This window comes from Rothia mucilaginosa (assembly GCF_964211445.1).
GTDB classification, from domain to species: Bacteria; Actinomycetota; Actinomycetes; order Actinomycetales; family Micrococcaceae; genus Rothia; species Rothia mucilaginosa_E.
Genome location: NZ_CAXOQT010000007.1, coordinates 47,357 through 65,358, shown reverse-complemented (window position 1 = coordinate 65,358; position 18,002 = coordinate 47,357). Strand labels below are relative to the sequence as shown.

Here is an 18,002-nt window from a genome sequence, read left to right as displayed (position 1 = left end):
ACAAAACGAACGGCTCACGCGCCCCACCCACAAGAGGAGGTGGGGCGCGTGAGATACGAGCCTTAGTCGACCAGACGCAGACCGTTCTTCTGAACCGTCAGAAGGAACTCCACGTTGCTTTCAGTCTTACGCAGCTGGTTGGTCAGAACGCCCAGAGCCTGCTCGGGCTCCATACCCGCCAGGGCACGGCGCAGACCCCACATAATCTTGATCTCATCCGGGGAAAGCAGGTTCTCCTCGCGGCGAGTACCAGAAGCGTTAATATCAACCGCCGGGAAAATACGCTTATCCGCCAGCTGACGGGACAGACGCAGCTCCATGTTACCGGTGCCCTTGAACTCTTCGAAGATCACTTCGTCCATCTTCGAGCCGGTCTCAACCAGGGCGGTAGCCAGAATGGTCAGCGAGCCGCCCTCTTCAATGTTGCGGGCAGCGCCGAAGAACTTCTTCGGCGGGTACAGTGCGGCAGAATCCACACCACCGGACAGGATACGACCGGATGCCGGAGCAGCCAGGTTGTATGCGCGACCCAGGCGGGTCATGGAGTCCAGCAGTACGACCACATCGTAGCCGAGCTCCACCATACGCTTTGCACGCTCAATAGCCAGCTCAGCCACAGTGGTGTGGTCCTCAGCGGGGCGGTCGAAGGTCGAGGCAATAACCTCGCCCTTGACGGTGCGCTGCATATCGGTCACTTCTTCAGGACGCTCATCCACCAGGACCATCATCAGGTACACGTCCGGGTTGTTCACGGTAATCGCGTTCGCAATGGACTGCAGCATGAGGGTCTTACCCGCCTTCGGCGGGGACACAATCAGACCACGCTGACCCTTACCAATCGGGGACACCAGGTCCACCACGCGGGTACCCAGCTTCTTCGGGGTGGTCTCCAGGCGCAGACGCTCCTTGGGGTACAGCGGAGTCAGCTTCGAGAACACGCGGCGGTTCGCTGCCTCTTCAACGGTCTGACCGTTAATCGCCTCAACCTGAACCAGCGCGTTGAAACGCTGGCGGTTGTTCGACTCACCCTCGCGCGGTACGCGAATCGCACCGAGCACGTGGTCACCCTTACGCAGGTTGTACTTCTTCACCTGAGCCAGGGAAACGTACACGTCGTTGGTGCCGGGCAGGTAGCCGGTGGTACGCACGAAAGCGTAGTTATCGAGGATGTCCAGCACACCCGAAATCGGTGCCAGCACATCGTCTTCGCTCAGGCGAGGCTCGTTCTCCTCGCGGCGGCGAGCCTGCTTTTCAGCACGCTCAGCCTGACGGTCACGCTTGGAACGGCGCTCAGTACGCTCGGCACGCTCTGCGCGCTCAGCAGCCTTACGCTCGGCACGTTCACTACGCTCAGCATTGCGCTCTGCGCGCTCCGCCTGGCGGTCACGCTTAGTGCGGCGCTCGGTACGCTCACCATCCTGGTCGCGGCGACGCTCACGGGTGCGGGTACGCTTCGAGCTCTTCTCACCATCAGGGGTACCAAAAGTCATGTCCAGGGCAGCGTTCAGGCTGTCCAGGCTCGCGGTGCCGTCAGCGGTAGCAGCCTTCAGCTCAGCCGAGTTACCGGGCAGGTCAACCTGCTCCGAACGCTCACCAATACGCTCAGCAGCCAGCTCAGCACGCACATCCAGCGGAGGAAGCTCAGCAGGCTTCTCATCCTTACGGGTGCGGGTGCGGCGGGTACGCTTCTCAGCCTTCTCGCCCTTCTCAGCCTTTTCAGTCTTCTCGGACTTCTCAGCCGATACGTCCTCACTCTCAGCGGCACGGCGAGCGCGCGCACGCTTCTGAGCGGGAGTCTCATAACGGGAAGAACGGGTACGCTTCTCAGGCTTTTCAGCCTTCTCAGCACCCTCAGCGGGTGCCTCAGCAGACTCAGTGTTCTCGGTCTTCTCAGCCTTCTCCGCCTTCGCCTCAGCATCCTTCTGGGCACGGGTACGGCGAGTACGGCGAGGCTTAGACTCCTCAGCCTTCTCAGCGGCGGGAGCATCAGCAGATTCAGCAGAAGGAGCCTCCGCAGGTGCTTCAGACTTGGACGCAGCAGGAGCGGCTACGGCGCCGCCACGCTGGTGCTCCTCAAGGGCCTGAACCAGCTCAGCCTTCTTCAACTTCAGGTAGCCGCGGATACCAAGCTGCTGGGCGAGGACACGCAGCTGCGCGACCTTCAAGTTCGCAAGTTCCGGTGCGGCAGCAGCCGTACCGTACTCATCGGTGACAACAATATTCTTTGCCAACTACAATTCCTTTGGTTATAAGCCCTGAAAATCTTCAGAATAAAGATCGGGCGGGCGCTATAGCGCGGTCAAAGGTTTAGACACTGCCGAAAGAAAACAGCAGTCTGCACCTTCGACTCCCTCGAACCGCACTGGAGGCGGTTCGCGTCTCTTACCGTACCCGCTGATTCAGACACAGCGAGCACACACGGAAGATAAGGCGCTCTATCACAAATGTGGGCAAGCCCAAACCATCATCTCTAAGAACCATCTACACGAGATGAAGAGGATGGAATGGTCACTTTGAAAGGGCACCCGCCGCGAAACCGAACCCCCAGAAAAGTCTCCCCCTATGCGTCAGAAACAAAGAAAGACGTGGAATCCAAAGGCACTCCCCCGAACCCTACCGGCTCCCACTCAGATGCACAAAGCATCTGAGGCATAAGGGGGAAACGGAAGTACGTTACGAAGGATAGTATCGACGGTCTACATTGAACGACGGGCGAACCTCAACGTAGGACGAACTAATAACGTCCTACTGAGTAACTATAACACCTTCAGTATCAATTTCAAGGGGAAGCACTCGCCAGTTCAGGCGGCGGTCCACAATAGCGCTGCAGGGGTGGGTCGCCTCAAACTCGGCAATCGCCTCCTGAACCTGTCGCACCTGCTCGTCGCCGTGCGCAAAGGTCAAAACAGTCGGGCCGGCACCAGAAATCACCGCCGCAAAGCCCTGACCGCGCAGGTACGCTACCAACGCAGCCGACGGCTCCATCGCGGTCACACGGTACCCCTGATGCAGGTAATCCACGGTCGCATCCATCAGGTGCTCGGGAGCGTCAGAAAGAGTACGCACCAGCAGCGCCGCACGAGCCGAGTTCGCCGCCGCCTCAACGTGGGGCATCTGCGCAGGAATCAGCGAACGAGCAAGCTTCGTCGACACCTCATAATCGGGCACAGCCACCACAGGGTGAACCTCAGGATGCACCGGAATAATCAGGGACTTCCAATGACCCAGCTCGCCCCAGGACACCGACAGGTTACCGTAAATCGCCGGAGCCACGTTATCCGGGTGGCCCTCCATATCGGAGGCGACCTGCAGCATCTGCTCACGGCTCAGGCGGTACTCCTCCGGCAGCAGACCACTCGCCGCGGCCACACCCGCCACAATAGCCGACGCAGAAGAACCCATACCGCGAGAATGCGGAATCTTATTGTCAGCAATCAGCTTCACCGGGGGCAGTTCATCCAAACCAGCCGCCGCGAAACCAGCCTTCATCGCCTGCAAGACCAGGTGGCTCTCATCGCGAGGAACATCCGCGCTGCCCTCACCGCTGAGCTCAAACTCCAGGCCGGACTCAATACGCTCAACAACCAGCTCATCGTAGAAGCCAAGACCCAAACCCATGCTGTCATAGCCGGGGCCCAGGTTAGCGCTCGTAGCGGGAACGCGAACCTTAACGGACGCGCCCACCGGAATATCAGAAATATGCAGGGAAGACATGAGAAGAACCTCGCGATCGGTGACGTAAGGAGTGAATAGGTGAAAGATACAAAAAGGACTGTCATGCAGGTGCACCCCGCCCCGAAAACCGGGACGGAGTGCACACAATAGATACAAACAGACTAGTGCAAATCCAGAATATCTGCCACAGCAACCACGTCGAAGGGAGCCTTAGTCGGCTCAACCTTCACACCGTTAACAGCCTCAAGAGCCCACTGCGGGTCCTTCAGACCGTGACCGGTCACGGTAATCACAATGGTCTTACCCTCCGGAGCCTCACCAGCGCGGTGCTTCTTCAGCAGACCCGCAACGCCAGCAGCCGAAGCCGGCTCCACGAACACGCCCTCACGCGAGGACAGCCAGCGGTGCGCCTCCAGAATCTCCTCATCGGTCACAGCCTCAATCACGCCGCCGGACTCGTCACGAGCAGCTTCAGCCTTCTCCCACGACGCGGGGTTACCGATACGGATCGCGGTCGCAATGGTCTCAGGAGCCTCAATCGGGTGACCAGCAACAATCGGTGCAGCACCAGCAGCCTGGAAGCCCCACATGATCGGACGCTTGGTTGCAACCGGCTCTAGGACCTTACCGTCACGGTTGGTGTAAGGCTCCGAGTACTCCTTGTAGCCCTTCCAGTACGCGGTAATATTACCCGCGTTGCCGACCGGCAGCAGGTGGTAATCGGGAGCGTCGCCCAGAGTGTCAACAACCTCGAACGAACCGGTCTTCTGACCCTCAATACGGTAGGGGTTCACCGAGTTCACCAGGAACACCGGGTAGTTCTCGCTGAGCTTGCGAGCAATCTCCAGGCAGTTGTCGAAGTTGCCGTCAATCTGAATGATGTCAGCACCGTGAGCAATCGCCTGAGACAGCTTACCCATGGAAATCTTGCCGTCCGGAACCAGCACTGCACAGCGCATACCAGCCTGCAGAGCGTACGCAGCAGCCGACGCAGAAGTGTTACCGGTCGAAGCACACACAACAGCCTTCGCACCGTCACGCTTAGCGGCGGTCATCGCGCTGGTCATACCGCGGTCCTTGAACGAACCGGTCGGGTTCATACCCTCAAACTTCAGGTAAACAGTGTTACCGGTCTCAGCAGACAGTGCCGGCGCGTGAATCAGCGGGGTACCACCCTCGCCCAGGGTCACAGCCTTCACATCGTCTGCGAAGGGCAGACGGTCACGGTACTCATTGATAACGCCCTGCCACACGTGTGCCATTGGCTTCTCCTTCAATCTTGGCGCCCCGCCCGCCGAACCTCCCATAGGTCCGGCGCGGTAGCGGGTACGCGGGTTAGTTAGTGAGCGATGCGCTCGCAAGCGAACATCGCAGGTTTAGTGAGCGGCACAAGCCGCACGTAGATGACGCTTCGAGCTTTAGTGCTTCTCGGACTCCACGCGGATGACCGAGTTCACCTCACGCACAGTGTCCAGAGCGTCAATCACGGCAATCGCACGGCGCAGATCGGAGTCCTTCGCCGAGTGGGTGACCATACGAATCTGAGCCGCGCCCTCCTTCGGAGTGGACTGGCGCAGCGAATCAACCGAAATACCGTGCTCGGCAAGGATACGGGTAATGTTCGCCAGAACACCCAGGCGGTCCTCCACCAGAACACCCACCGAGTAGCGGGAAATCACATTGTCCAGGCTGGTTGCGTGCAGCTGAGCGTGGGAAGTCTCCGGAACACCGGGGCCACCCAGCACCAGACGACGAGCCAAGGACACGAAGTCACCCAGAACAGCCGACGCGGTGGGAGCGCCACCCGCACCGGGACCGTAGAACATCAGCTCGCCAGCATTCTCTGCCTCAACGAACACAGCGTTGAACGCACCGTGCACACCAGCCAGCGGGTGCTGACGAGGAATCAGGGTCGGGTTCACGCGAATGTTCGCGCCGTCCTCACCCTCGCGCTCGCAAATAGCCAGCAACTTGATGACGTAGCCGTCAGCATCCGCGGAAGCAACATCATCAGCGGTGATGGAGGTAATGCCCTCGGTGTGCACATCATCAATAGTGAAGTCAGAGTGGAACGCCAGCGAAGCAACAATCGCAGCCTTCGACGCAGCATCGTGCCCCTCAACGTCAGCGGTCGGGTCAGCCTCCGCGTAGCCGAGTTTCTGAGCCTCAGCCAGTGCATCCGCGAAAGAAGCACCGGTGGTGTCCATCTGATCAAGAATGTAGTTGGTGGTGCCGTTCATGATGCCCAGAACGCGGGTCACACGGTCACCAGCCAGGGAATCACGCAGCGGGCGCAGAATCGGGATAGCACCCGCAACAGCAGCCTCATAGGACAGCTGAGCGCCGGACTTATCAGCGGCAGCCTGCAGCTCCACACCGTGCTTAGCCAGCAGAGCCTTGTTACCGGAGACCACGGACTTGCCTGCCTTCAGAGCACGCAGAATGCGGGTGCGTGCCGGCTCAATACCGCCGGTCAGCTCGATGACCACATCCGCCGCATCAATCAGGGATTCAGCGTCGGTGGTGTACAGCGAGGGGTCCGCATTCCAGTGGCGGGATGCATTAGTATCGCGCACAGCAATACCGATCAACTCCACGGGGGCGCCAATGCGCTTCTCAAGGACGGCGTTATCCTCGACCAGGATGCGAGCAGCCTGGGAACCGACATTACCGGCACCAAGCAGTGCTACTTTGATCTTTTCAGCCACGATAGTCTCTTTCTACGGTCTGTTCCGGGTTCGCCCCGGTATATCTTCGGGCTAGGCGTGGATGCGGTGCAGAGCACGCACTCAACAACCACTTTATCAAGAGCCGGGGACGGCTCAGCAGCCTCAAGCTGCGACTTTTACTCTCTGAGATGAGGTTTCCCTCACAGTAATGAGGTGAACCTTATCTTCTGCATGTTTTGTCTGTCGTGTTTTGAACGTGCAAAACCGTGAAGCCCCGCTCGCAACCGCCACCTCACGGCGCGTATTGCAGAGACGGGAACTCCACGGTTTCATAGCATCTGGGACGGAACTCTAGATATCCGAACCCATATCCAGCGCCAGCATGTCCTCCTCGCGCTGACGGCGAATCATCACGCGGGAGGGACGACCCTCAGCAGTCGCGATCACCGGCGGGCGGGTCAGGAAGTTGTAGTTCGACCCCAGCACATAGCAGTACGCGCCGGTCGCCGGAACCGCCAGGATATCGCCCGCCTGCAGATCAGCGGGCAGGTAGCAGTAGCGCACCACCACATCGCCGGACTCGCAGTGCTTACCCACCACGCGAGAGAGCACCTGCTCCCCCGCCGGGGCACGATTCGCCAGGGTCACCGAGTAATCCGATTCGTACAGCACCGGGCGGGCGTTATCGCTCATACCGCCATCCACCGAAACGTAGCGGCGCACGCGAATCTCGCCGTTCTCGTCCTCAATGCTCACGTTCTTGATGGTGCCGACCGTGTACAGGGTCGCGCCCGAAGGACCAGAAATCGAACGGCCCGGCTCAAACGACATGTGCGGAATCGCCATACCCAGACGCTCGCAGGTCGCCGCAACGGAAGCCGCAATCGACTCGGTCACATCGGTAATGGAGCGGGGGTGATCCGCCTCGGTGTAACCGATGCCGTAACCGCCGCCCAGGTCCAGCTCCGGTAGGGTCACGCCCAGGTCGCGGTTGAGGCGGTTCATGAACTCCAGGGCGGTAGTAGCCGCCTGAGCGAAGCCCTCCGCCTCAAAAATCTGCGAACCAATATGGCAGTGAATACCGCGGAAATCCAGGGAATCGGTCGCGTTCAGAATCGCCGCAGCCAGCGCCGCATATGAATCCGATGCCTCAACACCCCAGTGCTCCAGCTCATCCTCCTCCAGACCGGCCAGCGCGGCGGTGCCCGGCTGCAGGGACATGCCAAACTTCTGATCCTCGTGCGCGGTCGCAATGGACTCGTGGGTGGAGGCGTGCACGCCGGGGGTAATGCGAATCAGCACCGGAACCGGGGCGTAGGGCTCCTCGCCTTCCGCCACACGCTCGGCGGCAAGCTCTGCGTACACCTGCTCAATCAGCTTGAGCTCATCCACCGAGTCAGCCACCACGCGACCCAGGCCGTTGCGGATCGCGCGGGCAATTTCAGCCTCAGACTTGTTGTTGCCGTGCAGGGCGATATTCGCACCGGGCACCTGCGCGCGCAGAGCCAACGCCAACTCACCACCGGAGGCGGTATCCAGGCACAGCCCCTCCTCAGTCGCCCAGCGTGCCACAGCAGTGGACAGGAACGACTTACCGGCGTAGTAGACGCTCACCTTCGCACCGTGCGCGGCGAAAGCCTGCTCAAAAGCGGTGCGGTAGGCGCGGGCGCGGGCGCGGAAGGTCGTCTCGGAGAAGACGTACTGCGGGGTTTCGTGCTCAGTAGCCAAATCGCTAACGGTCACGCCGTCAATGCAGAGTTCGCCCTGCTCATTGCGGGTAAAGGAATCAGTCCAGATGGTGCGGGACAGTGCCTCGGGGTTCTCGGGGTAGGTGAGCCATTCGGGGGCGTAGAGGGCGCGGGCTTCGCTCATCGTGTCTCTTTCGTTATCTATCGTTGAGTATCTTTGAGGCAATGCGTTCAACCCCCGCCCCGGTAGCACCGGGTCGGGGGTTGAATCGAGGGGTATTACATGCGCTCGGGTGCGCTCACACCCAGCAGGTTCAGGCCGTTAGCCAGCACCTGCTGTGCCGCATTGTTCAGCAGCAGGCGGGTGCGGTGCAGGTCGGTGACCTCTTCATCCGCCTTGGGGGCAACGCGGGAAACGCCGTACCAGCTGTGGTACGCCGAAGCGAGCTGCTCCAGGTAGCGGTTCACGCGGTGCGGCTCGTAGAACTTCGCGGCGTCACGCACAGCGGCCGGGAACTGGCCGAGCACAGCCAGCAGCTCGCCGTCAGCGGCCGAGTCGAGCAGGGAGGTGTCCACGCCGTCCTCAATCTTCACGCCGGCCTCCGCGGCGTTGCGCGCCACGGCGGCGGTACGTGCGTGAGCGTACTGCACGTAGTAGACCGGGTTCTCGTTGCTCTTGGAGGTCAGCAGGCCCAGGTCAATGTCGATGGGGGTGTCCACCGAGTAGCGGGTCAGCTCGTAGCGTGCCGCGTCAACGCCAACAGCCTCGACCAGGTCCTCGAGGGTGACCACGGTACCGGCACGCTTCGACATGCGGACGGGCTTGCCGTCCTTGACCAGGTTCACCAGCTGACCAATCATGACCTCGATCTGGTCGGCGCGGTAGCCGAGAATCTGGGCGATAGCCTTCAGGCGGCCCACGTAGCCGTTGTGGTCCGCACCGAGCATGTAAATCGCCACGTCGGCGGGGTTCTCGGCGCGGGTCATCTTGTCCTGGTAGTAGGCGATATCGCCCGCCACGTAGGCGTGGTTGCCGTCAGACTTGATGACCACGCGGTCCTTGTCGTCGCCGTAGTCGGTGGTGCGCATCCACCATGCGCCGTCAGCTTCGAAGAGCTGACCGTTCTCGCGCATGGTCTCGAGCAGGGCATCCACCTTGCCGCCTTCGAACACGGAGTTCTCGTGGAAGAACACGTCAAAGTGGGTACCGAATGCCGCCAGGGACTCCTTGATCTGATCGAACATCAGGTGAGTACCGATTTCGCGGAAAATCTCTTCGGGGTTCTCAGCCTCAAGCGCGTCGGGGCGCTGAGCCAGAATCTGGTCCTTAATGTCCACAATGTACGCGCCAGCGTAGCCGTCCTCGGGGGTCTCCTCACCGCGGGCGGCGGCAATCAGGGAACGCACGAAGCGGTCAATCTGGGTGCCGTGGTCGTTGAAGTAGTACTCGCGCACGACGTTAGCGCCCTCAGCCTCAAGAACGCGGGCGAGCGCATCACCGACGGCAGCCCAGCGGGTGCCGCCCAGGTGGATGGGGCCGGTCGGGTTCGCGGAGACAAACTCAAGGTTAATGGTCTTACCGGCGAACTTGTCGCTGCGGCCGTATGCTTCGCCAGCCTCAACGATGGTGGCGGCGAGCTCACCAGCAGCTGCGGCGTCCAGGGTGATGTTCAGGAAGCCGGGGCCAGCAATGTCAACGGATGCAACACCGGGGATGGCGCCAATCTTCTCTGCCAGAAGAGCTGCTGCCTCACGCGGGTTCTTGCCCACCTTCTTGGCGAGCTGCAGAGCGACGTTGGTTGCCCAGTCGCCGTGTTCGCGGGACTTGGGGCGCTCCACTCGGACGGCGGGCAGTTCAGCGCCCTCCACGAGGGTCAGCTGGCCGGAGGAAATGGTTTCTTCAAGGGCAAGCGCAATGGCTTCAGAGAGTTCTTCAGGAGTCATAACAAACTATTCTAGCAAGCATTGGCGGGTGCCTGACCGTATTATCTAGCGCATATCTGATACCATGGTGGGGTTGCCTCTGTAGCTCAGCGGATTAGAGCACCAGTTTCCGGTACTGGGGGTCGAAGGTTCGAATCCTTTCAGGGGCACGATGTTCTTATTCGAGAGGGAACACGGGAGCCGATACTCGCACAGCGGGCGTCGGCTCCTTTTTATATGCCCGGTTTATATACCCGGTGCACATTTCCGGGCAGAACCACCAGAGCGTGGACACTACCCTCCGCCCTGTTGTGGCAACGCTCGCACCCTTGAGAGAATAGGGAAACGCGCACACTGTTCAACTCAACCCGAACTTTAAGCCACAACAGCGGAGGTAAACCGTGACCACCATGCGCCAGATTCAGCTCACCGAGTGGGGCGACGAAAGCGTTCTGCACGAAGCAAACGTGCCCATCCCCTCGCCGGTGCGCGGTCACGTGCTCATCAAGACGGTTGCCGCCGGTGTGAACCCGATTGATCTGACCACCCGCAAGGGCCTGGGCCCCGCCGCTCAGCTTGCTGACCCGTCGTATAAGCCTTTCGTGCCCGGCTGGGATGTTGCCGGTACCGTGGTCGCCACCGCTGGCGACTACACCGGTTTTAAGGTGGGCGACGGTGTATTTGGCCTGGTGTCTTTCCCAGCCCCCGCAGGTGCGTACGCCGAGTATGTTCTCGCCCCGGCGCATCAGCTGGTGAAGGTCCCCGCCGATGTTCCCTGCGCGCAGTTGGGTGGCGCTCCCCTGGCGGCACTCACCGCATACCAGGCACTTTTTGAGGTGGCGCAGCTGAAGGAGGGCGAGCGCGTGCTCATCCACGCCGGTGCCGGAGGCGTCGGTCATCTCGCTGTTCAGCTGGCGGCGCATGCTGGCGCTCAGGTTTTTGCGACCGCCTCTGAGGTGAACCACGAGTTTGTGCGCTCGCTGGGCGCCCAGCCCATTGATTACCGCACCGAAGATTTCCGCGCCGTACTGGGCCAGACCATGGACGTGGTGCTCAATTCCACCGGTAAGCAGACCTTCCTCGATTCGCTGGAGGTACTGGTCCCCGGCGGCCGTATTGTCACCCTGACCAGTCCCGACCCGCTGGATGTGGCGCGTGAGCGTGGCTTTGAGGCGCAGTGGCTGACGGTTCACCCGGACCGTGTGCAGATGCAGGAGATTGCCCGCCTCATGTCCCTGGGCCTGCTGAAGGTGCACGTGGATCAGGTGCTTGATTTCTCGCAGGCTGCGCAGGCTCACGCCCTGGTGGCGACGGGTCGCACCCGCGGCAAGATCGTTCTGGTTCCCTAGCGCGGCGCTGGTTCATGCAGACTTCTGAGAGCGCGCCGAACACTGGGGTCGCGCCGACCGTTGAGAGTGCACCCGCCGTTGAGAGCACCGAGTACCGCTCCGGTTTTTACCGCGAGGCGGGCTTTTACGATGCCCACTCGCTACCCGACTACGGTGCACAGTCGCCGGTAACTCGCGAGGCGTTCGCCTACGATTTCTTCCCCGCGGCCGGAGATATCTCCTCCCCCGCGCCGCTGCTGGTGTGGGTTCACGGCGGTGCCTGGCGCTTCGGCACCAACCAGGCCCTACGCGACACTATCCTGCGCACCCCTGACGGGGAGCAGCCCAACACCCAGGCGCTCATGCGCGCCGCTTTTCAGCAGGCAGGCTGGGCGGTTGCGTCCATCAACTACCGGTATTCGCATCAGGCGCTCTTTCCGGGTGCCCTGCACGATGTGAAGGAGGCGGTGCGTTTCTTCCGCGCCAACGCGCACGAGTTCGGTATTGACCCGCAGTGCATTGCAGTAGCGGGCGGAAGCGCGGGCGGGCACCTGAGCATGCTGGTTGCGCATACGGGAGATTCCGCAGTTGAGAATTCCGCCACCGAAAATCATACGAGCGCGCCCGAGCACAACGAATACTTTGAAGGCAGGGCGGCAAGCGCCTACCCGTCCCATAGTTCACGGGTGGCTGCGGTGGCTTCGTTTTACGGGGTCAGCGATTTGAGGACCATCTTCACCGATCGCCCCCTGGCTGGCTACGCCCTCGACCATCCCGAAGATGACGGGGCGGAATGGCGACTGTTGGGAAGCACCTACCCGGTCCCCGTAGACGTGTCTACTATCGATATTTCCGCGGGTGAGCGGGCGGTTCCGGGTGTTTCCATCGAGCGCACTCAAAAGAACTGGGAGCGTGCGCATCCTATTGATGCGGTACGCCCCCAGAAACGAGTGAATAAGGTCGAAGGTGCCTCTGCACAGGGAGTGAGCGGCGATGCCACTCCCCTGATGCTCGTGCACGGTATTAGTGATTCGTGTGTGCCGTACCAGCAATCGGTGCGAGTGTATCAGGCGCTGCGCACGCGGCAGGTGCCTACCGATTTGGTGCTGGTTCCGGATGCCGAACACGGGGATTCGCGCTGTTTTAGCCCCGATATTGTTCAGCAGATGCTGCGATTCTTCAACCGCGCTGTATAGCTCAACTGCGCTATCTAAAACCGTACTGTCCGGTCTGAGTGATTGATCAGAAAGTAATCGACCAGATGCGGGTTTAGCGAACGCGGCGGTTCACGTATTCGTGCTCGAGGCGGTAACGTTCGAGGTCGTCAAAAGCAACGCGACGGTGCGTGTTAATGCGCTCGAACGGAATATCTCCGCGTTCCAGCAGTCGAACAACGGTCGGGCGGGATACGCCCAGGTAGTCTGCCGCCTCCTGCGTGGTCATGAGGCGGTCCTGGCGAACCACGCAAACATCCTTGCGGTCGGCGAATGCGCGCGCCACGGAGGTGAGGGGTCCGTACATTTCAGGGGAAATCTGTACGCGCTCACCGTCGCCGGTGACCAGGTAGAGGGTTTCTTCGGCGCTGAGGCGGTCGAAGTGGGTGCGCAGACTCGCGTGAACGAGGGCTTGGAAGAGTTCTTCGCAGCGGTGGTGAATTTCTTCGTGCTGTCCGTCTTCGCAGCAATCCAACACTGCAGCACGCGTTGCCGGGTACGTCTTTGGTGATGGCATAGTCACTCCTTCGTTACTGTGTTATTCACCACTGTAGCAGTTGAACGAAACTATCGAAAGAAAGCTAAGAAGCGCAGTTAATTCGCATCTGCGGTACCTAAAATATAAATGAATAATTATTAGCTTTTTAGATAGTATTTGATGCTATTTATTGTAGCTTAATTGCTCGTTTGGGGTCGGTATTCCGCCACCGCATGCTCCAGGCACCCGCGAACAAACCCAAATATGACAAACAAAGCACAGCCCAAGCCCACCGCGGGCAAGGCGAGTACACTGGATAGGATATGTCTGAGCAGAAATCCACGAAGAAACACGCAGATACTTCCAAGTCCCAGCGCCCCTCCTCGGCTAAGCCCCGCACCGCCCCCACCATGGCGAGCATGGCAGCCGCAATCCACGCGGCAAAGGTACGATCCTCCGAAAAGACCGGCGAAAAAACCGCAGATAAAACTACTGAGAACAACGCGGTAAAAAACGGCGCCCCGAAGAAGGGTGCGCAGAAGAACAGCGCCCAGAAGAATAACGCAGACCGTAAGAACTCCTCCGGCGGCGCATCCGAACGCAACTCCAACGCCTCCCGCTCCAACCGACGCGCAGGCGCCAACAACCGCGCCCGCAAGCAGGGCGATGGCAAGGGCAACCAGCAGGGCGGTAACAAGGGTAACCGCCAGGGCGAGCAGCAGAACCGCCCGGCACCGCGCCGTTACGAGCCGCTCATTCCCGAGGTCATCACCTACCCCGAAGAGCTGCCCGTCAGCGAACGCCGCGAAGACATCATGAACGCGATTCGTGACAACCAGGTCGTCATCATCGCGGGTGAAACCGGCTCCGGTAAGACCACTCAGATTCCCAAAATGTGCCTCGACCTGGGCCTGGGCGCCAAGGGCCTCATCGGCCACACCCAGCCGCGCCGCCTCGCCGCACGCTCCGTCGCCGAACGCATCGCCGAAGAACTCGGTCAGAAAATCGGTGAAACCGTCGGCTACCAGGTGCGATTCACCTCCGAGGTCGGCGAACACAGCGCCATCAAGCTCATGACCGACGGCATTCTGCTCGCCGAAATTCAGAACGACAAGCTGCTGCGCCGCTACTCCACCCTCATCATTGACGAGGCGCACGAACGCAGCCTGAACATTGACTTCATCCTCGGCTACCTCAAGCGCATCCTGCCGCAGCGCCCGGATCTGAAGGTCATTATTACCTCCGCGACCATCGACCCGGAACGTTTCGCGCGCCATTTCTCCCCCAGCTACGTGCCGGGCAAGGGCATCGTCGACGAAAACCTCAGCGACGAAGAACGCGAAATCGCCGAAGCAATCCTGCCCGACGACGCGCCGCCCATCATCGAGGTGTCCGGCCGAACCTACCCCGTGGAAATCCGCTACCGCCCGCTCGACGAGGAAGACTACCTCAGCGACGACGAAATCGAAGACGACCACGACCCCACCGACGGTATCCTCGACGCCATCAAGGAACTCTCCAAGGAAGCCCCCGGCGACATCCTCATCTTCTTCTCCGGCGAACGCGAAATCCGCGACGCCAAGGACGCGATCGAGGCGATGGTCGCCAAGTCCCCGCGCCTGAACTACGAGGTGCTACCCCTGTACGCGCGCCTCTCGCTCGCCGAGCAGCACCGCGTGTTCTCCCCCGGCTCCCGCCCGCGCATCGTGCTCGCCACGAACGTTGCCGAAACCTCGCTGACCGTGCCCGGCATCAAGTACGTCATCGACACCGGCACCGCCCGCATCTCGCGCTACTCCGCGCGCACCAAGGTTCAGCGCCTGCCCATCGAGCGTATCTCGCAGGCAAGCGCCAACCAGCGTTCCGGTCGATGCGGCCGCGTCAGCGACGGTATCGCCATCCGCCTCTACTCCGAAGAAGACTTCAACTCGCGCCCCGAGTTCACCGACCCCGAAATTCTGCGCACCAACCTCGCCGCCGTCATCCTGCAGATGATTGCCATCGGCGTGGTCCGCGAACCCGGCGACATCTCCCGCTTCCCGTTCGTACAGCCGCCCGCATCCCGCGCCATTAACGACGGCGTGAACCTGCTGCGCGAACTTGGCGCGCTCACCGAACGCCCCCGCCAGCCCCGCAAGGGCCGCGGCAATAGCGCAACCCTCACCGCCATCGGCCGAGCCATGGCGGCATTCCCCGTGGACCCGCGCCTGGCCCGCATGATCATCGAAGGTGGCCGCCGCAACTGCGCCAAGGAAATGATGGTGCTCGCCGCCGCCCTGACCATCCAGGACCCGCGCGAACGCCCCGCCGACGTGCGCGCCGAAGCCGACGCTATGCACGCCCGCTTCGTCGACGACACCTCCGATTTCTCCTCTTTCCTGCTGCTCTGGGACTACATCAACGAGCAGCAGGCGGCGCTATCCTCCTCGCAGCTACGCAAGATGTGCCACCGCGAGTTCATCAACTACCTGCGCATCCGCGAATGGCAGGATCTCTTCGCCCAGCTGCGCGAAATGGGACGCACCGCCAACATTCACGCCAGCGGCGGACGCGACATCAACGCCTCCGCCCACGAAGTCGACATCCACAAGAGCCTGCTCTCCGGCCTGCTCTCGCACGTGGGCGTCAAGGAAGAACGCGAAAAGGACTCCAAGGGGCGCACCCGCGGCCCCCGCGAATACCTCGGCGCGCGCGGCACCAAGTTCGCGATTTTCCCCGGCTCCGGCCTGTTCAAGAAGGGCCCCGACTGGGTGCTCTCCGCCGAACTCGTCGAAACCTCCCGCCTGTGGGCGCGCACCAACGCCTCCATCGACCCGCAGTGGATCGAAGAAATCGGCAAGCACCTCATCAGCGTGCAATACTCCGAACCGCACTGGTCCCTCAGCTCCGGCGCGGCAGTCGCCTACGCCAAGGGCACCCTCTTCGGTCTGACCATCTACGCCGACCGCCCCGTACAGTACGCCCGCGTAGACGCCGCCGCGGCCCGCGAACTGTTCATCCAGTCCGCCCTCGTCGAAGGCCAATGGCACACCCAGCACAAGTTCTACCTGCGCAACCAGCGCGCCCTCGCCGAAGTCGAGGAACTTGAAGCACGCCTACGCCGCCGCGACCTGCGCGTGGACGACTCCGTACTCTTCGCCTTCTACGACGCACGCATCCCCGCCCACGTCACCGACGTGCGCGCCTTCGACAAGTGGTGGAAGCAGGCACGTCTTGAAGACGACAACTACCTGGACTTCAACCCCGAAAAACTCATCAACGAGGAAGCCGCCGACTACGACGACTCCCAGTTCCCCCGCCAGTGGGTGCAGCGCACCGACAGCGGCGAACTGACCCTCGACCTGCGCTACGAATACGCCCCCACCGCCGGCGTGGGAGGCGCACGCACCGACGCCGCCAAGCGCGACGGCGTAGCAGTCCAGGTACCCATCCTGTTCCTCAACCAGCTGAACCCCGAACCGTTCCGCTGGCAGATTCCCGGCCTGCGCCACGAACTCGTCACCGCGCTCATCAAGTCCCTCCCTAAGGCGATTCGCCGCAACTTCGTGCCCGCACCCGACGTGGCACGCGCCGCCTGCGCCGCCCTCGAGGAGGACTACTCCCCCGCCACCGACGAGCTCATCCCCTCCCTGGCACTCGTACTACGCCGCCTGCGCGGCGTGGTCGTCGAGCCCGAAGCCTTCAACTGGGACGCCGTGCCCGAGCACCTGAAGATGGGCTTCCAGGTGCGCAACGCCCGCAACAAGATCCTGGGCGAAGGCAAGGACCTGCGAGCCCTGCAGCAGCAACTGCACAAGGAGATTCGCAGCGCCCTCGCCGACTCGCTCGGCGCATCCGACGACACCATGGCAAAAATGGTGGCACTCGCACAGGGTGGCTCTGGCAGCTCGGGTAGCTCCGCGACTTCTGCGAAGAAGGGCGCGAAGAGCCCCGGTGCCCCTGCCAACGCGGACGCATCCGGCGGAGTACGCGAGGTCACCGGCCTCACCGAATTCCCCGCCGACCTCTTCCCCAACGGAGAGATCCCCCGCAAGGTACAGCGCGTCATCGCGACCCAGGCGGTCAACGGTTACCCCGCCCTCGTGGACGAAGGCTCCAGCGTGGGACTGCGCATCTTCCCCACCGAGGCCGAGCAGCTGCACGCGCAGCGCCGTGGCATCATCCGCCTGCTCCAGCTGCAGGTGCCCTCGCCCGTGCGCTACGTGAGCGAACACCTCTCCCACAAGGAGAAAATCGTCTTCACGCAGAACCCGCACGGATCCATCGACGAGCTCATCCGCGACTGCACCGTCGCGGCGCTCGACCACCTCGTGCCGCACACGCCCATCTTCACGCAGGCCGAATACAGCGAACTCTACGAGCACGTGCGCGCCGAACTCATCGAGACGGTCTTCGACGTCACCAAGCTCGTCGCCGAAATCCTCTCCGAAGCCACCGCGCTGAAGAAGGCCATCAAGAAGGCCACCTCGCTGACGACCATGCACGCCGTCTCCGACGTGAAGGCTCAGATGGAAAACCTGGTCTACCCCGGGTTCGTGGCGCAGACCGGCTACGACCAGCTGGTTCACCTGCCGCGCTACCTGAAGGCCGCCCAGGTGCGCCTGACGAAGCTCGGCCCGAACCTGCACCGCGACAACCAGCTGATGCTCACCGTGCAGGATCTGGAGGACTCCTACGATAACGCGGTCAAGTCGCTGCCGGCCGGCACCATCGTTCCGGATGCGCTCCGCCGCGTGAACTGGATGATTGAGGAGCTGCGCGTCAGCTTCTTCGCCCAGGAGCTCGGCACCGCCTACACGGTCTCTGAGAAGCGCATCGCGAAGGCTCAGCGTGAGGCGCTGGACGCCATCAAGCGTTAGATTGTGAGCTTGCGGGTTGTCTGCGGCTTGCGCGGATGGCGGTGTTCGTCCTCGCTCCTACAGGGGCACCCGCCCTCGCAGAGCTCGGGCACCCTGATGTCGCTACGGACGACACCGCCTTTCCGCGCTAGGTTCCCGGCTCAGCTTGCACTGTGAACGGCAAAGAGC

The 18,002-nt window shown here is 61.7% G+C and carries 10 protein-coding genes and 1 tRNA gene; 4 read left to right on the top strand and 7 right to left on the bottom strand.

All coding sequences use genetic code 11. From position 1 onward, the window contains the following. Positions 1-62: 62 nt before the first annotated feature. The 6 genes from rho to argS all read right to left on the bottom strand — a co-directional run bounded on the left by rho (position 63) and on the right by argS (position 9,976). The gene (gene rho / locus AB8E48_RS02910) at positions 63-2,231 is read right to left on the bottom strand and encodes a transcription termination factor Rho (protein WP_368885703.1); all 2,169 of its coding nucleotides are present in this window, start codon (positions 2,229-2,231) and stop codon (positions 63-65) included. Positions 2,232-2,745: 514 nt separating this feature from the next. Next, positions 2,746-3,714 carry a homoserine kinase gene (gene thrB, locus AB8E48_RS02905; RefSeq protein ID WP_368885702.1) on the bottom strand — a complete coding sequence of 323 codons (969 nt, stop codon included), beginning with the start codon at positions 3,712-3,714 and terminating at the stop codon, positions 2,746-2,748. 122 nt (positions 3,715-3,836) lie between these two features. Beyond that, complete coding sequence (gene thrC / locus AB8E48_RS02900) at positions 3,837-4,937, bottom strand: threonine synthase (protein ID WP_005507788.1); 1,101 nt, start codon at positions 4,935-4,937, stop codon at positions 3,837-3,839. Positions 4,938-5,093: 156 nt separating this feature from the next. Further along, positions 5,094-6,383: a homoserine dehydrogenase gene (locus tag AB8E48_RS02895; protein WP_368885701.1), complete on the bottom strand. Its 1,290-nt coding sequence runs from the start codon at positions 6,381-6,383 to the stop codon at positions 5,094-5,096. Positions 6,384-6,695: 312 nt separating this feature from the next. Next, on the bottom strand, positions 6,696-8,216 hold the full coding sequence (locus tag AB8E48_RS02890; protein ID WP_368885700.1) for a diaminopimelate decarboxylase: 1,521 nt from the start codon (positions 8,214-8,216) through the stop codon (positions 6,696-6,698). Between the two features lie 95 nt (positions 8,217-8,311). Continuing rightward, positions 8,312-9,976 (bottom strand): arginine--tRNA ligase, encoded by a 1,665-nt coding sequence (argS, locus tag AB8E48_RS02885; protein WP_049333701.1) that lies wholly within the window; start codon positions 9,974-9,976, stop codon positions 8,312-8,314. Between the two features lie 75 nt (positions 9,977-10,051). On the opposite strand from argS, the gene AB8E48_RS02880 reads away from it, so the two are divergent. The 3 genes from AB8E48_RS02880 to AB8E48_RS02870 all read left to right on the top strand — a co-directional run bounded on the left by AB8E48_RS02880 (position 10,052) and on the right by AB8E48_RS02870 (position 12,479). Further along, a tRNA-Arg gene (locus tag AB8E48_RS02880) sits at positions 10,052-10,125 on the top strand. A gap of 240 nt (positions 10,126-10,365) precedes the next feature. Beyond that, positions 10,366-11,304 (top strand): NADP-dependent oxidoreductase, encoded by a 939-nt coding sequence (locus AB8E48_RS02875; protein WP_368885710.1) that lies wholly within the window; start codon positions 10,366-10,368, stop codon positions 11,302-11,304. Positions 11,305-11,318: 14 nt separating this feature from the next. Next, the gene (locus tag AB8E48_RS02870) at positions 11,319-12,479 is read left to right on the top strand and encodes an alpha/beta hydrolase fold domain-containing protein (protein WP_368885699.1); all 1,161 of its coding nucleotides are present in this window, start codon (positions 11,319-11,321) and stop codon (positions 12,477-12,479) included. Positions 12,480-12,552: 73 nt separating this feature from the next. Here the strand turns inward: AB8E48_RS02870 and AB8E48_RS02865 are convergent, their stop codons facing one another. Beyond that, positions 12,553-13,014, bottom strand: a complete 462-nt coding sequence (locus AB8E48_RS02865) for a helix-turn-helix domain-containing protein (RefSeq protein ID WP_049354863.1) — start codon at positions 13,012-13,014, stop codon at positions 12,553-12,555. Positions 13,015-13,298: 284 nt separating this feature from the next. Between AB8E48_RS02865 and hrpA the strand changes: the two genes are divergently transcribed. Then, positions 13,299-17,834 carry an ATP-dependent RNA helicase HrpA gene (gene hrpA / locus AB8E48_RS02860; RefSeq protein ID WP_368885698.1) on the top strand — a complete coding sequence of 1,512 codons (4,536 nt, stop codon included), beginning with the start codon at positions 13,299-13,301 and terminating at the stop codon, positions 17,832-17,834. The last annotated feature ends 168 nt before the right edge of the window (positions 17,835-18,002 follow it).

What these genes read in the sequence shown, in the direction of transcription:
- AB8E48_RS02870 (WP_368885699.1), top strand. Translation starts at nt 11,319, where the DNA reads ATGCAGACTTCTGAGAGCGCGCCGAACACTGGGGTCGCGCCGACCGTT.
- AB8E48_RS02865 (WP_049354863.1), bottom strand. Translation starts at nt 13,014, where the DNA reads ATGCCATCACCAAAGACGTACCCGGCAACGCGTGCTGCAGTGTTGGAT.
- AB8E48_RS02875 (WP_368885710.1), top strand. Translation starts at nt 10,366, where the DNA reads ATGCGCCAGATTCAGCTCACCGAGTGGGGCGACGAAAGCGTTCTGCAC.
- thrB (WP_368885702.1), bottom strand. Translation starts at nt 3,714, where the DNA reads ATGTCTTCCCTGCATATTTCTGATATTCCGGTGGGCGCGTCCGTTAAG.
- hrpA (WP_368885698.1), top strand. Translation starts at nt 13,299, where the DNA reads ATGTCTGAGCAGAAATCCACGAAGAAACACGCAGATACTTCCAAGTCC.
- argS (WP_049333701.1), bottom strand. Translation starts at nt 9,976, where the DNA reads ATGACTCCTGAAGAACTCTCTGAAGCCATTGCGCTTGCCCTTGAAGAA.
- AB8E48_RS02890 (WP_368885700.1), bottom strand. Translation starts at nt 8,216, where the DNA reads ATGAGCGAAGCCCGCGCCCTCTACGCCCCCGAATGGCTCACCTACCCC.
- thrC (WP_005507788.1), bottom strand. Translation starts at nt 4,937, where the DNA reads ATGGCACACGTGTGGCAGGGCGTTATCAATGAGTACCGTGACCGTCTG.